General features: G+C 59.7%; 14 protein-coding genes and 2 pseudogenes. 7 read left to right on the top strand and 9 right to left on the bottom strand.

Features of this window, described 5'->3' with window-relative positions; all coding sequences use genetic code 11:
- Positions 1–161 precede the first annotated feature (161 nt).
- The 3 genes from IHQ72_RS28300 to IHQ72_RS28290 all read right to left on the bottom strand — a co-directional run bounded on the left by IHQ72_RS28300 (position 162) and on the right by IHQ72_RS28290 (position 4,155).
- Positions 162–2,555: an arylsulfatase gene (locus IHQ72_RS28300; protein WP_258118729.1), complete on the bottom strand. Its 2,394-nt coding sequence runs from the start codon at positions 2,553–2,555 to the stop codon at positions 162–164.
- Positions 2,556–2,670: 115 nt separating this feature from the next.
- Positions 2,671–3,198, bottom strand: coding sequence for a hypothetical protein (locus IHQ72_RS28295; RefSeq protein WP_258118728.1), 528 nt, complete (start codon positions 3,196–3,198; stop codon positions 2,671–2,673).
- A gap of 135 nt (positions 3,199–3,333) precedes the next feature.
- Entirely contained in the window at positions 3,334–4,155 is an 822-nt protein-coding gene (locus tag IHQ72_RS28290) for a transporter (protein WP_258118727.1), read from the bottom strand.
- Between the two features lie 1,939 nt (positions 4,156–6,094).
- Between IHQ72_RS28290 and IHQ72_RS28285 the strand changes: the two genes are divergently transcribed.
- The 7 genes and pseudogenes from IHQ72_RS28285 to IHQ72_RS28255 all read left to right on the top strand — a co-directional run bounded on the left by IHQ72_RS28285 (position 6,095) and on the right by IHQ72_RS28255 (position 11,072).
- A complete protein-coding gene (locus tag IHQ72_RS28285) occupies positions 6,095–6,367 on the top strand; it encodes a hypothetical protein (protein WP_258118726.1) in 273 nt (90 codons plus the stop codon).
- Positions 6,368–6,668: 301 nt separating this feature from the next.
- The gene (locus tag IHQ72_RS28280) at positions 6,669–7,196 is read left to right on the top strand and encodes a hypothetical protein (RefSeq protein ID WP_258118724.1); all 528 of its coding nucleotides are present in this window, start codon (positions 6,669–6,671) and stop codon (positions 7,194–7,196) included.
- Between the two features lie 542 nt (positions 7,197–7,738).
- Positions 7,739–8,083: a tetratricopeptide repeat protein gene (locus IHQ72_RS28275; protein WP_258118723.1), complete on the top strand. Its 345-nt coding sequence runs from the start codon at positions 7,739–7,741 to the stop codon at positions 8,081–8,083.
- A gap of 182 nt (positions 8,084–8,265) precedes the next feature.
- On the top strand, positions 8,266–10,425 hold the full coding sequence (locus tag IHQ72_RS28270; RefSeq protein ID WP_258118721.1) for a mechanosensitive ion channel family protein: 2,160 nt from the start codon (positions 8,266–8,268) through the stop codon (positions 10,423–10,425).
- A 172-nt stretch (positions 10,426–10,597) separates the two neighbouring features.
- Positions 10,598–10,762 (top strand): annotated as a pseudogene (locus IHQ72_RS28265) (haloacid dehalogenase-like hydrolase); the annotation flags it as partial.
- A pseudogene (locus IHQ72_RS37220) lies at positions 10,749–10,871 on the top strand (formylglycine-generating enzyme family protein); the annotation flags it as partial. The pseudogenes IHQ72_RS28265 and IHQ72_RS37220, both read left to right, overlap by 14 nt.
- A gap of 60 nt (positions 10,872–10,931) precedes the next feature.
- On the top strand, positions 10,932–11,072 hold the full coding sequence (locus IHQ72_RS28255) for a hypothetical protein (RefSeq protein WP_258118719.1): 141 nt from the start codon (positions 10,932–10,934) through the stop codon (positions 11,070–11,072).
- Positions 11,073–11,127: 55 nt separating this feature from the next.
- Here IHQ72_RS28255 and IHQ72_RS28250 read toward each other — a convergent pair whose 3' ends face one another.
- From IHQ72_RS28250 to IHQ72_RS28225, 6 genes are all read right to left on the bottom strand, one after another.
- Positions 11,128–13,407 (bottom strand): tetratricopeptide repeat protein, encoded by a 2,280-nt coding sequence (locus IHQ72_RS28250; RefSeq protein WP_258118718.1) that lies wholly within the window; start codon positions 13,405–13,407, stop codon positions 11,128–11,130.
- Between the two features lie 86 nt (positions 13,408–13,493).
- Positions 13,494–14,060, bottom strand: a complete 567-nt coding sequence (locus IHQ72_RS28245) for a hypothetical protein (protein ID WP_258118717.1) — start codon at positions 14,058–14,060, stop codon at positions 13,494–13,496.
- A gap of 74 nt (positions 14,061–14,134) precedes the next feature.
- On the bottom strand, positions 14,135–14,380 hold the full coding sequence (locus tag IHQ72_RS28240; RefSeq protein WP_258118716.1) for a hypothetical protein: 246 nt from the start codon (positions 14,378–14,380) through the stop codon (positions 14,135–14,137).
- A 26-nt stretch (positions 14,381–14,406) separates the two neighbouring features.
- Positions 14,407–15,165 carry a hypothetical protein gene (locus tag IHQ72_RS28235; RefSeq protein ID WP_258118715.1) on the bottom strand — a complete coding sequence of 253 codons (759 nt, stop codon included), beginning with the start codon at positions 15,163–15,165 and terminating at the stop codon, positions 14,407–14,409.
- 51 nt (positions 15,166–15,216) lie between these two features.
- Positions 15,217–16,224 (bottom strand): HAD family hydrolase, encoded by a 1,008-nt coding sequence (locus IHQ72_RS28230; RefSeq protein ID WP_258118713.1) that lies wholly within the window; start codon positions 16,222–16,224, stop codon positions 15,217–15,219.
- A 186-nt stretch (positions 16,225–16,410) separates the two neighbouring features.
- Positions 16,411–17,985, bottom strand: coding sequence for an arylsulfatase (locus IHQ72_RS28225; RefSeq protein WP_258123952.1), 1,575 nt, complete (start codon positions 17,983–17,985; stop codon positions 16,411–16,413).
- Positions 17,986–18,168: the final 183 nt, after the last annotated feature.

The raw sequence follows: 18,168 nt of genomic DNA, 5'->3' as shown, positions 1-18,168 counted from the left end.
GCGATTGCGACACGATCTTCCTTTGTCCGTCCGGCCGGATGATCAGCAGAAACCGAGATGCGAGGTCGATGTGTCCACGGGCTGCGCCATACGCGCGGCCGGCCGATAGCGGCGGCAAAGTTCGGCGGCCCCGATCACGCTCAGGGCCGCCGATGTCCGCCTCAGTTCAATTGCACCGTCAACTTGTCGATCGTTCCGGTGAACTCGAACGGCACGCGATAGTCCTTGTCCTCGACGCCGGTGCGGGTATCGACGCCGACATCGAATGTCTCGTCCCACGGCATCAGGGCAGGCACCGTATGGGGGATTTTCTGGCTGGCGACCTCCTTGCCGTCCACCTTCAGGACGCCGCTGCCGCCGCTGGCCATGTTGTGACTGTCTGACGTGAAGTCGAAGACGATGGTGTGCTTGCCCGGCGTCAGCGCGTCAGGGCCCTCCCAGCGGAATCGCTGCAGGTCCATGAAATTGTAGAGAAACACCGGCTTGCCCTTGAGCAGATAGAGGCCGTAGCCGGCAAATTTGCCGCCCGTCGTGACGAGCATGCCGTCGGCGCCGTTTGCGGGAACCTCGATATCCGCGGTGATGGTGTAGGACTTGTTCACGACGTTGGGCGCGTCTCCGCCGGGCAGGCCCGAGATCACGCCAGCATAGGTGAACACCTTCCGTCCGGCGGTCGCGCTTGGCCGGGGTGTCTCGAGGCGCTCGAGGATCGAGTTGTCGAGCGGGAACACGTCGTATTTCGCGGCTTCGAGCAGGAACAGTTGCTGCATTTCGCTCAGCTTGTCGGGATTGGTCGCCGCGAGGTCGTTTGCCTGGGAGAAGTCGTCGGTGAGATTGTAGAGTTCCCATTTATAGCCGTTGACGACTTCCGGCATCGCGGCCTTCCCCATCAGCCAGGGTGCGGCTGGTGGGGTTGTGCATGCATACCAGCCCTCGTGGTAGATGCCTCGGTTGCCGAACATTTCGAAGTACTGCGTCTGTCGAGCGGAAGGAGCTTCGGCGTTAGCCTTGTCCCAGGTATAGGCCATGCTCACCCCTTCGATCGGCTTCTGGGCAACACCATTGACCATCACCGGCGCCGGAATGCCCGCGGCTTCGAGGATCGTCGGCACGATGTCGATGACATGGTGGAACTGGTTGCGGACGCCGCCGGCATCCTTGATGCGGGCCGGCCACGCCATCGCCATGCCCTGCCGCGTGCCGCCGAAATGCGAGGCGACCTGCTTGGTCCATTTAAACGGCGTGTCGAAAGCCCATGACCAGGCCACCGACATATGCGGGTAGGTCTGGTCGGAACCCCACGCGTCATAGAACTTCATCTGCTCGGCAACCGGGACTGTCAGGCCCTCGATGGTGATCAGTTCACTCGGCGTGCCGAGCGTGCTCCCTTCCGCGCTCGTGCCATTGTCGCCCTCGATGTAGATGATGAGGGTGTTGTCGAGTTTGCCGACGTCCTCCACCGCCTGGATTACCCGACCGATCTCGTTGTCGGAGTAGGCCACGTAGGCGGCGAATACCTCGGCTTGCCGGGCGAAGAGCTTCTTGCTCTCGGGGTCGAGCGTATCCCATTTCGGCAGGTCGTCCGGCCAGGCGGTCAGCAGCGTATTCTGCGGGATGACGCCGAGACGCTTCTGGTTGGCGAATATCTCGTCACGCATGGCGTTCCAGCCGTTGTCAAACTTGCCCTTGAACTTCTCAATCCATTCGGGCGTCGGATGATGCGGTGCGTGCGTGGCGCCGGGAACATAGTAGACAAAGAACGGCTTGTCGGGCGCTGACGCGTTCAACTGCTTGATGTGGTTGATCGCGTTGTCGGCCTCGTCGGTGATCAGGTTGTAGCCGGGCTTGTCAACCCAAGGGAAAATCTGCGTGTGGTCCTGGAAGAGATAGGGCTGCCACTGGTTGGTGTCGCCACCCATGAAGCCATAAAAATAGTCGAAACCCATGCCGGACGGCCATTGGTCGAAAGGCCCGGAGCTGCTGTACTGGAAAGACGGCGTATTGTGGTTCTTGCCGAACCAGGACGTCGCATAGCCGTTCTGCTTCAGGATCGTGCCGATCGTGGCGTTCTCCACACCAAGGATGGAGTCGTAGCCCGGATAGCCGGTGGCCTGCTCGGAAATGACACCGAAGCCGCTCGAATGATGATTGCGTCCGGTAATCAGCGCTGCCCGTGTCGGCGAGCAGAGCGCCGTGGAGTTGAACTGCGTGTAGCGGAGTCCCGACTGCGCGATCCGGTCGAGCGCCGGTGTCGGGACGACGCCGCCGAAAGTGCCTGAGACTCCATACCCGGCATCGTCGGTCATGATCAGAAGGACGTTCGGCGCGCCCTTGGGCGGCACGATTTGCGGCGGCCAATAGGGCTTCGAGTCCTTGGCGCTGAGATTGATCTCACCGCCGAACGCGTCCGGCGGATTGGGAAGGTACCTCCCGTCGACAGTCGTCGTGGCGCTGGGCGAGCCCGGCGTACCGGTGATGGTCTGCGCGTGGATTGGCGCAATGTAGAACCCACTTGAGATCAGAAATGACGTTAGCAACAACGTGCGAGATTTCATGACAAGCCTCCTGCCTTTCACTTGATGTGATTGGATCTTCCGCGATTGTGTCTTGGCTATCTCCGCTGCGTCGGCGAACAGCGGGCTCTCGGCTCCGTTGCCCGCGGTTAGTCCCCTAATACAGGACAGCACGTCGATAGGTGCGGCGCGCCACGCCCGCATAGGAAACGGGAGTCAAAGGCATACCGATGACGTCGATGAAGACGGAGACCTCGGAACCCTCGTCGGGCATCTCCCCGTCGACGAGCTGGACCGTATAGGTGAGGTTGTTGCCCTCCAGCGCCGGGTCCTTGAGGACGACCACGACCTGCTTGAGTTGGTCTCCCTCGAGGATCGACAGGTCGGCGTTCGGCGGGTCGGAAAGGAAGCTGTCCGTGCCCTTGCTCCAGAACGGGATGAAGGCGGACGTCTTCATGTTTCCGGCGACACGCTCCGGGCGATCCGAGAAGAACAGCGTCGAGCTGCCGACATCCACCAGCGTCAGTTTGTTCGTCGTCTTGTCGTAGCTCATCGCATCGGCGGTCTGGACGAACAGAAAGTCGGCCATGTCTTCGGCCGCTTGTGCGCCCCGAGCCTTCAGCGAGGCAGCCGTCGCGGCGAAAGCCGAGGCGGCCAGAAGAAGGTTCCGTCTTGTCGTGAGCATGTCGTACTCCTTGTCCGGTGCACGTGTGTGAATTACCTTACTCAACGGCATGGTTGGCGCGTTTTCATTTGGGCGGAAACGTAAGTAACGGTAAACTACAGGCTATTCTGAAGTATCGAGCAGGCCTGCCATGGGTCATTTCTTCGGGAACAGAAGTGTAATTCCGGTGCGAAAGCCCCACCCATCCGGGCCGCTGTCGGGGCTTTCAGCCCAGTAGCGGACGCCGGCGAAGAGGCTGATGGGCTGCTTGTCGACGACGACAAGCTTCGCGACCTGGAAGTTGACGGGAACGGACCATTCCTCCGCCTCCCAGTTGTAGGTGCTCTCCGTGTTCAGCGTGAACGTCCAAGCGTCCTTGGTCGTGTAGGAGACGAAGGGCTGCAGGAACGTCGAACTGATGTCGCTGCGGTCGCTGTCGCCGGCGAACGACCAGATGTGGTTCGCCAATGCGCCGACCGTCCATCCGTGGCTCTGCTTCAGCACGACTGCGGTCGGGCCAGCGCCCCATTTGCGGCCGCCGAGCAGGTCGTCGGTCGCGGTAGGAACCAGAAACGCCGGGCCGACGCCCCAGACGATGCCGGACTCGGTCGGTTGGGACGGCGAGAAGAACAGGCTCTGCGTGATGTCGCCGAGGCCGGATTGCTCGCCCGACGGGCCGGCTATGTCATTTTGCCAGATCACCGGCAGGATCGTGCGCGAGATCATATTCCAGTCGGCATTCAGCGAGACGGGGATGACCGGCTGGATGTTGACATAGGCTTTCTCGCCGTCGTTCGGGCCGTAGCCGCTGTCGTAGTTGAACTGAAACGGCACGCTGATCAGCGAGGCGATCGGGTTCGACAGCTTCTTGGCGAGTTCCTGCGTGTCGTCCTGGGCAGACGCCGCGCCGCTGAACAACAACGCCGGAAAGAACAAGGCAGTAACTTGCAGAACCCGAGTAGCAGATCGAATATCCATTGCCCCTCCATATCGGTGGGAAATAATGTCGGGTGTCACCGAACGCCCGGTGCTTGCCATGCTGCGCAGATATTAAATTCAACTGCTGGACGGGGCTCCGCCGCCCTGAGTGCTAGCCAACCGTTGCTGGCGTAGAGTAAGGCAGCCCATACTCCATAGGGCAAGTCGCGGGGGTGTAACTTACGTGGGCAACTGTAGTCCGAACGGCAGCAATCGTCCTGAGGACGATGCAACCTGACCATGTAAAGGTCGGCAACGGGTGGATAGTGTTGAAATTGGCGCTGCCCTTCACAGGTGAAGACCAATGGGGCCTCATGATGCTTCTGGAAAGGGCCGGCGATACGTTTCCTATAAGATCACTTGTGCCATGCGGTTTTTACCATTGCGGCGACGCCAGGCGCAGTGACGAAGAAAAGGCTTTGACGCCCTCAAGGTTGCACAAGGCAACGTCACTGATCTTGCGCAATACCATCGAGGGCGAATCGGACAATTGAATCAAAGATGCTTGGCTGGTCACTGACGCATACTGGATTTCAAAAGCCGCGTAGCAGGGCAACTCGGAGCGTCCGCAAAATGCGCTACTTCGGCCATGTGCCAATATTGAATGAGTGTCCGCAAGGGGTCGGCTACTGCCGCTCGACCTTGATCGCTTTGACGACAGCTCCTGGCGCTCCCCGCTCGTTCCATAGCCGGCACAGTAGACTGCGAGTGACCCGGGCGGCGATCATAATGATCGCCCACCAAATCAGCGTTTGTTCTCCGTTAGCGCTGTTTAACGCGAACCTCTCAAACATGGACGCCGAGTTAAGGCGCGGCCGTCCAAGTTACATGACGCGGAAGCCGGTCCCATCCTTTCCACATCGTCGAACGGAGAAGAGCCTGCATATGCTCTGCCAGATCGTGCTCACCGCGCGCCTCCGATCTTCAGAAGATATCGGGCCTTGGCCCGGCGATCACCTTCCCTGACCGCAGGATAGCGCATACAGCCAGCAGCGCCCTTTCCTCAGTCCGGCTGGCTCTGTCGTGGTCGCGGTTACTGCCGTCCATTTCGTGGATTGCCTTGCCGAACGCCGTGTACCCTGCCTTGTGCGCCTTTTATGGGCGTTCATGCCGACCGCGCTCGCTGCGGGATGTTCAGCAAATACCCCGTCACCCACGTAACTTACATTCCGCTACCGCCTCCATACGATTAGGCTACTGCGGTCCCGGGAAAACACGAATTGCGCCATGAGGATGGAAGACGAACCGCCGATAGACGAAGAGCGGTCTCGGCTGCAGCGCCAGTTTAGGCTCCGCCGCCTTTTGAAACAGTTTGGGGGCACGGAGCAGCGGCGCTTCGGGAACTGCGTGCCGCGTGCCAAGGAGAGCGCAATGAATAGCCGTCCAAGATCGTTGTGGATTCGATCCCTCGCCACGCGCGTTCTCTTATCGGTTAGTCTCGGAGGTCCTATTGCGACCGCCACAGCCCAAGACCAGAGCGCTGACGTAAGGATCGTTGGCGACCAGGTCCGAAGCCAGGCCTTTCCTTGCGACAATCCAAGCTCGGCTGAGCGTATCGAAGCGGAGTCCGCCCCCAATCACACCGTCTACCTGCTCAAGTGCGAGGGCGTGACCTACCGGGTGGTTCTGATTCCAGATCAAGCAGCTCAAGTGACCGAAGCTAAGTAAACCCGCCCCTGGCGGCGCGCTCCTGCATGGATCGATGCTTGACCGGATCGTAGTCCCTACAAGATCGTACACGCCTTGCAGATTGAGGCCTCGAAGATCTCGCGGACATCGAACTGACTGCCATCAAGGCTGACTGTCTTTGTCCCACCTGCAATTCCACCTGTAGGATACAGTTAGTTACGTTCCCTAAAGCAAAGCAATCGGCCAAGGTGACGCGTTCCTGCATGGATCGCTGCTTGGACGAAATTAAAAGCAACCAGGAGAAATGACCATGAACCTCAAGATGCTTTGCACGGGCGCGGTGGCACTTTCGATGTTGACCGGCGCCGCACTTGCCGAGCATGGCGGCGCCCTCGACGAGCCGACGAAAATGGCGCCCTTCTACACCGCTGCCGACATGAAGACCTTAAAGTCGGAAGCCGACTTCAAGGAAGCGTGGACGGGTTTGAAAGACGAGGATCGCGCCACGATAACGCAGGAATGCGGCGACATAGCCACTGCCCAGAAGCATGGCGACTTCTGCACGATGGTTGGCCACCAGTAAACGCAGCCGGTTTGGTGAAGTCGGAGATGGCGGGCAGCGTTGCCTGCCATTTTCCGTGACCGGATTTTTTCCCTCACCGCTCATGAGATTACTGGCGGGCGCGTTTATCCGGGGGACATTGTGGCTAACTAAACGACGCTTTCAGATCGGCCCACGAAACTTCCGCTAAGCGCCCATGGGCTGCCGGTGCGCTGGCCAGTATTAACCCGTAGCTTACTGTTATTTACGTTTCCTCACGTGAGCCAATCGGCCAAGGTCGCTCAGCCACAGAACAATTTAACCGCACAAGAGGAGAATCTTTATGCGAAACTTCATGACACTGATCGCGGCAACGTCAGTAGCACTTTCGTCTGGGATGGCAGCCTACGCACAAGATCAAAATCCCCTTCCCAAGGCCAGCGATGTGCTTGTCCGATACGGGGACGACGTCGAGGGCTGGACCGTCTATGCAAATCAAACCCGCGGAGATTGTTTGATCGTGCACTCAGATGGCCCAAATTCAGTGCAAATGGGCGTTACCGCAAATCACGAGGTCGGGTATCTTGGCGTGTTCACGAAGGAGGATATCGGCCTTCAGAACGGGAACAAGTCGGAAATCTTCGTCTCCATCGGCGGCCGTCTCTACGAGGGTGTGGCCACCAGCACGAGCGGCGAACTCAAGGGCGGATATTCTGGCGGCTACATCTTGACCGACGACCCGAATTTCAAGCGCGACGTGGCGAAGCAATACGAAATGATCGTGTTTCCGGAAACCGAGGGGACCTTTGTCGTCGATCTGAAGGGGACTTTCAAGGCAATGGCAATGGGCCGCAAGTGCCTTACGAAATGACCGCCGCTCTGACCACTCATTTGTCCTTTCATGGGTCCGGAGAACCGTGAAAGTAGACGCTAGGTTGGCGTTTGAAACAGGATTGGTAATTCTGTTTCACCTGACGCCTAATCGGGCACCGGCGCTATGTATGTCTTGGGTGGCGCGGAGCACCAGGTCCGCCGGCCGCGGTCGCGGGTCATCGCCCAAGCCACTCAGGGCGAGGAGGTCGCGTCGACCTTAATCAAGACGCTCCGTGCGAATGGACCCACGGCTTCATCTCCGACTTCTTCAACACTTTCGGTCTGATCCTGACATCGCTGTGGTCCTATGATGTCGCTACGAACCGCAATGTTGACGCAGTAAGCCATCCTGCGAACGACTATCACGCGATAGCCATTGCCCTTAGGTCGGATGTCTGGTTTGGCACGGCCCGAATTCCGTTCTCTCGGAATGCGTTGTGAACCGCCTTCAGTGCCGCCCGACGGATCTCGGATTGCTTGCCCGGTTTCGCCGTAAACTTTGCCTGAATGACCATGCCGGGAAGGGGAAGCATCAACCTGATGATCGAGATTGCCGGCCAGGCGGCGGCGCGCGGAGACGATGCAGGCGCCATTGAATGGTATCGGAGGATACTTGACGCTGACGGTTCCCAGCGTAACGCGCTCGCCGGGCTTGGAGTTTCGGCGTTGCGGCTCGGAGACTATGACCTGGCAATTGAAGTCACGGCAAAGCTGCTCAGCCATGAACCCGCCAACGCTCAGGCCTATGCGGTCATCGCCATCGCTTACTACGCAAAAGGCGACTATGATCGGGCAAAGGAGAACGCCGCCAAGGCCCGTGACATAGACCCTTGCATCCGCTTGGCGGATGAACTCGACCGCATGCTAGGCGACCGAGCTGACTGATGGGGAGGCCAGCGGGATACTCGAGGGACGAATTCGCGAAATCCAGCTCGCCAAGCATGCCTCAAAGCATGAAAGAAAGTGGAGCTTTGGTGATAATGTGACTCGAAGGATTGGTTGTTATTTGGGAGCCTGCTCGGTGACTGGGTAGATCAGTCGAGATCGGATTTTCGCGGGAGGGCAGCATGAGAGCGATCGAGATATCCCGGCAAAAGTCGCCATTTTTGGCGGTGTGCGTCATGGCCGCGCTGGCATTGGTGTGGTTGGCGGCAATGGGCAGCGCCTCGATGGCGCAGGCGCAGCAAACTTCGACCATGCCGGTGGCGGATGAAAAATTTCAGGCGTTCATCAAGATGCTTGATGATCCCGACATCCGCGCGCGGCTGGACGCCATGGCAGTGCCCCCTGCGGACAAACCAGGTGCGCCAGCCGCCTCGCAGATGGCGGTCTGGGACAGCCTCATTCGCAGCCATCTCGTTGCGTTGCGTAACGCGGTTCCGCGCATCCCGGGCGAGGCCGCAAACGCCGTCCGAATTGTGAGGTCAGAAATCAACAACCGTGGATTCGCCACCATACTTGTTCTCTTCGCAGCCTTGCTGGCGCTTGGCTTCGGAGCGGAGTGGCTATTCAAGCGTGCGGTGGGCGGAGTGAAGCAGCCTGGCTCGGGCCAGGCAGCCGATGCAAGCGCCGCACGCGAGGCCAATCGTGCCGCCCGATTACTCCCGGAACTGGCGCCGCTCGTCGTGTTTTCCCTCGTAAGCGCTGGGGTTTTCCTGGCCTTCGATTGGCCCGCCTTGCTGCGCGTTGTCATCCTGACCTATCTGGTCGCATTCATCGTCGCGCGGGTGGTGATGGCCATCGGCAGGATCCTGCTTGCACCGAATGGCAGCGCCATTCCGGCGGGACAGGAGAAACCGCTCCGGCTTGTTCCGGCGAGCGATGCCGAAGCCCATTTCTGGTATCGCCGGCTGGCCGTTTTCACCGGCTATCTGATGGCCGGATGGGCGACCGTCAGCCTGCTTCCGCACCTGGGCTTTTCGCCGGATGCAACGCGTTTGATCGCCTATCTGCTGGGCATCGGGCTTCTGGTCCTCGCCGTCGAGATGGTCTGGCGGCGTCCAGGCGGACCAGCGACCACACAGCGCATAAGCACGAGGGAATGGCTCCTTACCATCTACCTGGTTCTCCTCTGGGGGCTCTGGGTCGCCGAGCTCAACGGCGCGCTATGGCTCGGCATCTATGCCTTGCTATTGTCAAAGGCGTTGACCATCGCCGGCAATGTGGCAGAGGCGCTGGTGGTCCGGCCGGACAATGCCACCTCGGCGAATTCCGTTCGCACAGTGCTGATCAACCGCGGCGTTCGCGCGCTGGTGATCCTGCTCGCGGTGCTGTGGCTGAGCCTGGTCTGGCGCCTGGACCCAGGTGTAATGGCAGAAGGTAATACCACGATAAACCGCATCGTGCGCGGCCTGTTCCACGGTGTCCTGATCTTGCTGGTTGCCGATCTCATCTGGCAACTGGCGAAAGCCTATATCGGCCGGACGCTGGAACTGGCCGCGGTCGACGACACAATCACGCCGGCTGAGGCGGCACGCCGGAGCCGGCTCAGGACCTTGCTGCCGATCTTCCGCAACATCCTGGCTGTGCTGCTTGCTACTGTGGCCGTTCTCATGGTGCTTTCGGGGCTCGGCGTGCAGATCGCTCCGTTGATCGCCGGCGCGGGAATCTTCGGGGTTGCCATCGGCTTCGGCTCGCAGACCCTGGTCAAGGATGTGCTCAGCGGCGTCTTCTACATGCTCGACGATGCCTTCCGGGTCGGTGAGTACATCGAGAGCGGCAGCTACAAGGGAACCGTCGAATCGTTCAGCCTACGCTCGGTGAAGCTGCGCCATCATCGCGGCCCGGTGTTCACGGTTCCGTTCGGCGACCTTGGCGCGGTGCAGAACATGAGCCGCGACTGGGTGATCGACAAGTTCAGGATCCGGGTGTCGTTCGACACCGACATCAGGAAGGTGAAGAAGCTCTTGAAGGGTATCGGCGCGGAATTGCTTGCTGATCCTGAACTGGCGCCGGAGATCATCGAGACGGTGAAGATGAAGGGCGTCGAGCAGTTCGGCGACTTCGGCATCGAGCTGAGCTTCGCCTTCATGACCAAGCCCGGTCACCAATTCGGCGTCAGGCGCAAGGCCTACACCATGATCCAGCAGGCGTTCGCAGAGAACGGCATCCATTTTGCCCAGCCCACGGTCCAGGTGGGAACCGATGAGAAGCAGGCGGCCGTGGCTGCGGCTAATGTGATATCGCTTGCCCAGCAGAAAGCAGCCCAGACTGTACAGGGTGAATAGAAAGCGGCGATCATCGAGTCGGCGTCGAGAAGCAATGGTTGAAGCAAGGACGTCGGTTGATCTGTTGACTCTTGTAAATGTGCGACTCTGGCGGACCAAGATGTTCACGCACGGACCGCTCAGTGTGAACGCGCCTGGCTCGAAAAAAAAGCCGGATTTGGTGAAGAACACCGGCATACCGCCCGAGCAGGTCGTCGGCAGCAGCGGCAAGACCAGTTTCGAAATGCGCGACGGGACACCGGTACTCATGCGGTTGCCGGAAATCAACTTCATTGACGACAAGGCGGGCAAGCCTGTCGGCATCCACCAGCACATCGGTCGCCGGCCAATCGCATCTTTGCGCGCCCAACTATTGCCGGCGCTACCGCCCGGCCGCGCGGATGGCGCAGCCGATCGATACGTCGACGTGCCATTTAGGTTTCCGCTGCATTGCACGCAGAACGTGACAAATACTGCAAAAAAGGCCCGGCCTAAGGCTTGCCGAGACAGACAGGGAGGATCGAAGCATGACGGGCAATGATATGTTGAAGGTCGGCGCTGCGGCGCTGGCGCTGCTGCTTGCCGGGTTTGGCTCGGCGCATCCTGTCTTTGCACAAGAACAGGTCGCGGCGGCTGACGGCAGAAAAGGCGGAGCTTATGCTCATTGAACAGGAAAGTTAGGCCAATAGCTGCCGCTGGCTGAATATCTGCAAGCGTTCCCACTCATCGGCTAGCGCGCAATTGCACGATCAAGTCGGCAAGTTGCGCGTTGTCCGGTTGCTGCCGGGCAAGTTCTTCAGCCAGTCTCAGCGTTTCGGGGTAGCGCCGCAACTTAAGCCCAAATTGAATGGCGGTGCCGAGCAGGTTCGGATCGGCGGAGCCGTTGGTGACCGATTCGCCAAGCATTTGGAATGCATCGCCGGTGCGACCGACCGAGTCGAGAGCTATCGCTAGCGTGGTCCTGTATTGAACATTGGCTGGAGCAAGCCGCACCGAAGCCTCCAACTCGCTTATTGCGCCAGTCATGTTTTTCGCGCGAACCAGCGACAGGGCGTGACCGTATCGGAGCAGCGGATCTTCGGGCGAAACCCTAATGGCCTCAGCGTAGGTGCTTTCCGACTTCTCGTTCTGGCCGGTCGCCCTGTAAAGTTCGGCCAGATTGGCGTGCGCTCCGGCGAGGCTGCTGTCGAGAGAGATGGCGCGACGAAGCGCAGCTTCCGCTTCAGCCGCTTGGCGTTGCCCCATCAGGAAGAGGCCGTAGCTGTTCTGTGCTTCCGCCATATCCGCATTCGCCTGCACAAACGCGCGAAGGTCTTCCACCGCAGCGTCGAAATCGCGGCGTTGATCACCCAGCAGGTCGCCGGTCGGCGCATTGCCGAGAGCCATTACGGCGGCCACCCGTACAGCGCGGGTCTCATCGGCAAGAAGTTTGCCGACGGCCTCGAGCCGCAGCTCAGGCGGGAGATTGCCGGCCGCCTGTGCCGCACCCAATCGGATGAGGGGATTGGAATTCTCGGTTGCGGCCCTCGCATCGGCGACGACTGCCTCGCCGCCGATGCGACCCATCTCCGCGATCGCGCTGCCTTTGACGATGCCAGCCTGCTCTCGGTCGGCGACGAGGGCACGCAACGCCATTATCGCCGCCGGATCGTTACGGGCCGCACCTCCGAAGGCATGGGCAATCGTCGGGCGCTGGCGCCAGGCTACGCCGTACCATGTGTCCATGGTTTCCGCCGCCCACGCGTTCGTCTCTTTTGCATGGCAGGTCGTGCAAGCGTTCGGAGTGCCGTAAGCGATAGACAGATCGGGCCGTGGAATGACCAACGAATGGTCGCGCCGCGGGTCAACTTTCATATAGGTGCGCTCGGGCATGTGGCAGTTGGCGCAGAGCGCTCCGGCGGACTCAACAGGGTGGTGCGTGTGCGCGGGCGTGTCGAAACTGCCGCTTGGGTCGAAGTCTGCAAATCGTTCCGGCTTAGTCTCGGTATGGCACTGGGTGCATACGGCGTTGCCCTCGGCTTTCAGGGTCGCCTCGTGTTGCCTGTGGCAGTCGAGGCAGACGACGCCGGCTCTCGCCATCTTGCTCTGCTGGAACGAGCCATATTCGAACACCTCGTCCAGGATCTGCGCGTCGGGAAAGTAGAGGTCCGGGCGCAGCAGGTCCGGCGAGAAATGATCGAGAAGGGCTTTGCCTGGTCCGTAGCCGCCTAGAAGTTTCGTGCGTCGAGAATGACAGCCTAGGCACACATCCTGGTCGACTGGGGCGAGGCCAAAGTTGGCGACCGACTGTAAACTGCCCGCCTCAGCCCATTCCACATGTTTCGCGCCGCCGCCGTGGCATGACTGGCAGCCGATGCTCGTTGCGACATAGGTCGATTGGTACTCGCCGGTCTCCGGCTCAAAATTCGCTTGGGGATCGGTCGAATGACAGTCGATGCAGGTCCGGTTCCAGCGATAGAATGGGCCGGTCCAGTGGTAGGTCGTACCGGGTCTCGCGGGCTTGCCCGTGCCGAGCCAGAACCATTCCTGTTTGGTCGTGTCCCATGCGATATCGAGCGCCTGCAGCCTGCCGCCGCCGATATCGATGAGATATTGCTGTAGCGGTTCGTAGGCGAATGTATATTTGACTTGGAATTCGCCTTCCTTGCCGTCTGGCCCCTCCGTGCGGACAAGGTACTCGCCTCCACGCTTTAAGAAAGTCGTCAGAATGCCGTCATGCTCGAAGCGGGCGCCGTCGAAATTCGCGCGCACAGTGTTCTCGTTGGCGACCGCCATCGCCTTGGCGTGGTTCGATTTGGAAAAGGCGGCCGCTTGGTCAGCATGGCAGGAGGCGCATCTTTTTTCGTCGACGAACCCGTCATGAATGGCGATTTGTGGATCAGATGTGGAACCACCTATTTCTGCAGCCAGACCGGCCCTGGGCGTAGCTATCACAAGCAAGGAGCCCAGCGCTGCTATTGCCAGACTAGCAGCGGCTCGGCCAGGCAAGTTACGGTCATTCATGATGGGCTTCGCTCGGTTGGCATGAGCACGCTGTAATGCCAATCACCAGCTAGGACGGGTGATGGGGCAGGCGCTCGAACGAGCGTCTAGAAAGAATGGGCATAGCTTAGTTCGAAGCCTATCGTGTCCGGGTTCCAGTCCTTCCAGTTATACTGGACCTTGCTCGAAACTGAATTGTGCTCGTCCAGTTTGAAAGTGAAGCCGGTCGCAAGCTGCGGCGTTAGGTAGTCGTCATCGACATCGAATGCATCGCGGTATCGAAACGCAATGGCATTCCAGGTCACTGTGTTGTTGAGCTTTATATCAGCCTCTGCGCGCAGCACATAGTATGCAATGTCGTCGCCGTCCCCCGATACCTGCATCCGTGCGCCAACCCCGACGCTGCCCTTGACAGAGACTATATCGTTGAAATGAACTCGATAGCCTGCCGTAGTTTCGAGGTTTGCGGTCGCGGAGTTGCTGAAGGCAGTGTCGGAATATTGGACCGAGGCACCCAGAATGACGCCGACATCAAACGTGTGCGACGCGCTGATATCGACCTTGGTGCTTTGCGGAACGCCCAGGTCCTGTTCCTGCCGGTCGGACGTCACCGATATTCCTAGGGACGTGCTTTCTGCCATCGCCTCGGATGTTGCGCCCAACACTGCCAGCACCGTCAAAATCCTGATAGTTCTCGCCTCCCGAGGATGCTCAACGACAAGCGGGACGCGCATTCGAGAATGTTGGTTCACGTTACGCTCGCACTCAGTTTGCCACGCCCAAATTGATGAGATGCACACGCCTGTTCACCGCAATTGCGGATCTCGTTGTTGCCGAGATTGAGGCCCCTGCAATATTTCTTGATGTCTGCGCCGCAGTCTTTGGCAAGTACCGTGATGGCGTCGCCATAGCTGATCGTTTGCGCTCGCCCAGGGCCGGCGAGCGCAAAAGAGGCCATCAGGATCAGACCGCTGAAAATCATCTTGTAAACCATGCTCAGCGTCCTTGTTGCAGATTGTCTCAATAGCACGGGGGGTAAGGATAATATCCGCAGTACGGCGGATATGCGTATGGGGCGGCAGCGGCCCCGACAGCGGCGCCAACAGCAGCTCCGGCAACTGCGGCCCCCGCCACAGCGCCAGCACCATACCAAGCTCCACGATAGACAGGAGCATGCCAGTATGCGCCACCGTGATAACCGTATCCGCCACCATGCCAGACCGCGCCGCCGTAGCCGCCCACATGGGCGAATCCGCCACCGCCCGGTCCGCGAAACGCGAAGGCGTCAATGAAAAGTGCCGCAGGCCCGCTCGCATTGTTGAGACTGCCTTCCAGAACGGCAACGTCGAACGTCAGCGTGTTCCCCTCAAGTTTCGGAGCCTTGAGCGTAACCACGGCATCATTCACCTCCGAGCCGTCTCCCCCAAGAACTGAGACCGTTGCGTTCGGCGGGTCGACGGCGAAGTTGTCCTTGCCCTCATCCCACTGCATAATGAACTGCTCGGTCGCAACATGACCGGCGGCCCGCACCGGCCGATCGGCAAAGACGATTGAGTTTTTCGAAACGCCGGTCAGGACGAGCTTGCCGCCGTCGAGCGTGGCGCCCTGCGAATTGATGACGGCGAGCGACGGAATCGGTCCTGTCGCCGTAGCCTGGCCGATCGTCTTTTGCAGTGGCACGTGCGGCTTCTCTGCGGAATCCTGTGCCATTGCGCCGGCAGTCGCCAAAGCCAGGCCGCCTGCGAGGGCTATCGTGGTCATGATGCGATTGACGTTCATAGAATTATCCTCTCGTTTAAGTGGCGGAATCCAAGCGTTCACACGCTGGCTCTAGTTTCCCGGAAAGATCTGCTTCCAGTCGGCCTTCATGTCCACGATCGTCCATTTGTTGATGGCGGCGGCGTCGAGAGCCAGGTCGAGATGGCCGAACTCGCTTTTCCGGTCGTAGGCATATTCGCGCTCGGCGTCGGTGTGATGAACGATCAAGCCGAACTGCAGACCGTCGGCGAGAGTCGTCCATTGCAGCATTTCAAGATCGCCGTCCGAATTGCCGAACGCGGCAATAGGCTTGCGGCCGATATGCTCCTGAATGCCGACCGGCTTGCCGGCCTTGTCGTCGATGAAGTTGACCTCGGGCAATCGAAACAGCGTCGGCGCGCCGTCCTTCATCGCGAACTTCGTCTTGATCGAAGAGCCGACCACCTGTTCCGGCGGAACGCCGTAAACCTTTTCCGTCCAGGGGCGCATGAACTCGACGCCGCCGCCAGACACGATGAAGGTTTTGAACCCGTTGGCCCGCAGATAGGCGAGAAGTTCGAGCATCGGCTGGTAGACCAACTCGGTATAAGGCTTCTTGAAGCGTGGATCGCGCGCGTTGGCGATCCAGTCGGTCACGATTGTCTGGAATTGCGTGACGGTCATGCCGGCGTGGGTCGCCATGATGAGTTCCACCAGGCCCTTTTCACCGGCTGCTGCGAGCGCCTTCATGTCGCCTTCGAGCACGGCCTGAAACGGCTGGGTGGTCGCCCATTCGGGATGACTTGGCGCCTCAGCTTTTACACGGTCGAGCGCGAAGGCGAGTTGCACATACATCGGATGTTCGACCCACAGCGTGCCGTCATTGTCGAACACCGCGATGCGTTCGGGCTCCGGCACGAAGTCGGGCGAGCCTTCCTTGCTCACCTTCTCGACGAACTCGACGATCGCAGCCTTCGGCGCGGTGTCGTTCCAAGAGGGCAAGGGGTCGGACTGGGCGAGCGCGACGGCCGGAGTGAGAGCTATCGTCAGGGATACAACGACGGCACGCGCGGCAGTCTGGATATCACGTGGCACGAACATAAGGTTCCTCCGCATTTCGATGATGCAATTCAAAGGGACCGTACCTGTACGAAATTGCTGATTCGAGCGGTTACGGTTCGCTCCAGGCCCGGATAAACTTCCCTTTCTTTTCATCCAGGACGGCTGCCGACTGGCATAGGGCATGCGCGGCCGATCGCAATTTGCGATCGGCCAGCCAGACAAGCTTTACTGACCTGCGCGTTGCTTGACCGCTGCCTCGATTTGCGCCTTCACAGCGTCGAGGTTGAAGCTTGCGCCCCTCTGCAGCGGCGGATACTCGATTGCGGTCTGGGCGAGGGCAGCTACCTGCTGCTGGACGAACACAAAGCGCCAGAACTCGTAGACAAACCAGCCCATAAAATTTCCCTGCGCGCCATCCAAAGTCCCGTTCTCAGGATCGCCAAAGCGCTCGAACGGGTCCAGGCGCAGGTTTGTCAGGGTGGGCGCGTTGAGCTGGTTCTTGACGCCGATCCAACCGTGGGGCTGGTCAATGAAGCGATACTTGTAGTCGCCTATGCGCACCGCTCCGAGAGTGCTTTCGCCAAAATAGAATACCTCCTGCCGGGCCGAGGGTCCCTTGCCGGTGACCAAGTCCAGCTGATTGTAACTATCGAGATGGTTCTTGTAGGTCTTGTCGCCGACGGTTTTGCCCTTCAGCAGTTCGTCCTTGATGTTCGGATTACCGGCAGCGGCAACGAAAGTGGGGAACCAGTCGAGACCGGAGATGATGCCATTTTCGACTGTTCCCGCAGGCACGTTGCCGGGCCAGCGTATCATCGCGGGGGCGCGGAAGCCGCCTTCATAGACGGTGCCTTTTTGCCCTTTGAACGGGGTATTGCCGCCATCGGGCCAGGTGAAGGTCTCCGTCCCATTGTCGGTCGTGAACACGACTATCGTGTTGTCGTCCACGCCCATGTCCTTCAGCTTCTGCATGGTCGCGCCCACTATGTCGTCGAGCTGGGCCATGCCCGCTTCCTGAAGCGACCATCCGTTCTCGGAATTGCGCAAAGCCTCATATTTGGGCGACAGATGAGTCACGATATGCATGCGCGTGGGGTTAAGCCACAGGAAGAACGGCTTGTTGTCCGCCTTCGCCTTGTCGAGCCACTTGAACGCGATATCGCGGATTTCGTCATCCACAGTCTCCATCCGGTCCGGATAGAGCGTGCCGGCGTCTTCGATCCTCTGCTTGCCGACCTTGCCCCAGCGTGGGTCTATCGTTGCATCGTCGGTGTCGGTGGCAAAGCTGTGAACCATGTTGCGCGGGCCGACCTTGTCCAGCAGATCCTGCGGATAGTTCGGGTGCGACGGGTCTTCCATAGCGTCGAGGTGATAGAGATAGCCGAAGAACTCGTCGAAGCCATGGACCGTGGGCAGGTACTCGTTGCGGTCGCCCAGATGATTCTTGCCGAACTGGCCGGTAGCATAGCCCAAGTCCTTGAGCGCTGTCGCAATGGTCATTGCTTCTGCCGGCAGGCCGACAGTGGCGCCGGCTTGGCCAACGGTGGTCATCCCGGTGCGAATTGGAAGCTCGCCGGTAACAAAGGCCGCGCGACCAGCCGTGCAACTCGCCTCGGCGTAGTAGTCGGTGAACAGCATGCCCTCGGCGGCGACTTTGTCGAGGTTAGGTGTGCGCCCGGCCATCATACCTCGATGGTAGGCGCCGATGTTCCAGATGCCGACGTCGTCTGCCATAATGACGACGATGTTGGGCTTCTGCGCGTCCTGCGCGTGCGCCGAACCGAGTACGCTGCAGAACATGGCCGCAGCAGCCAATGTCCCGATACCGTAACTGAGGATTTTACGACTCAATTTTGGCTCCTCTTGATTGCCTAGGATAGAAACCTGGCCAATCGCTCGAATTGGAAACGATCCGTGCCTGAGCGCCGGCACTTAACCAGTCGACCCGCTCGGGCTGACGCTACGGTAATTCTGAGCAAGTCT

Origin of the sequence: Mesorhizobium onobrychidis (assembly GCF_024707545.1) — a bacterium.
Lineage (GTDB): Bacteria > Pseudomonadota > Alphaproteobacteria > Rhizobiales > Rhizobiaceae > Mesorhizobium > Mesorhizobium onobrychidis.
Note: the sequence above shows the minus strand (reverse complement) of the source record. Positions and strands in the feature narration are given on the sequence as shown.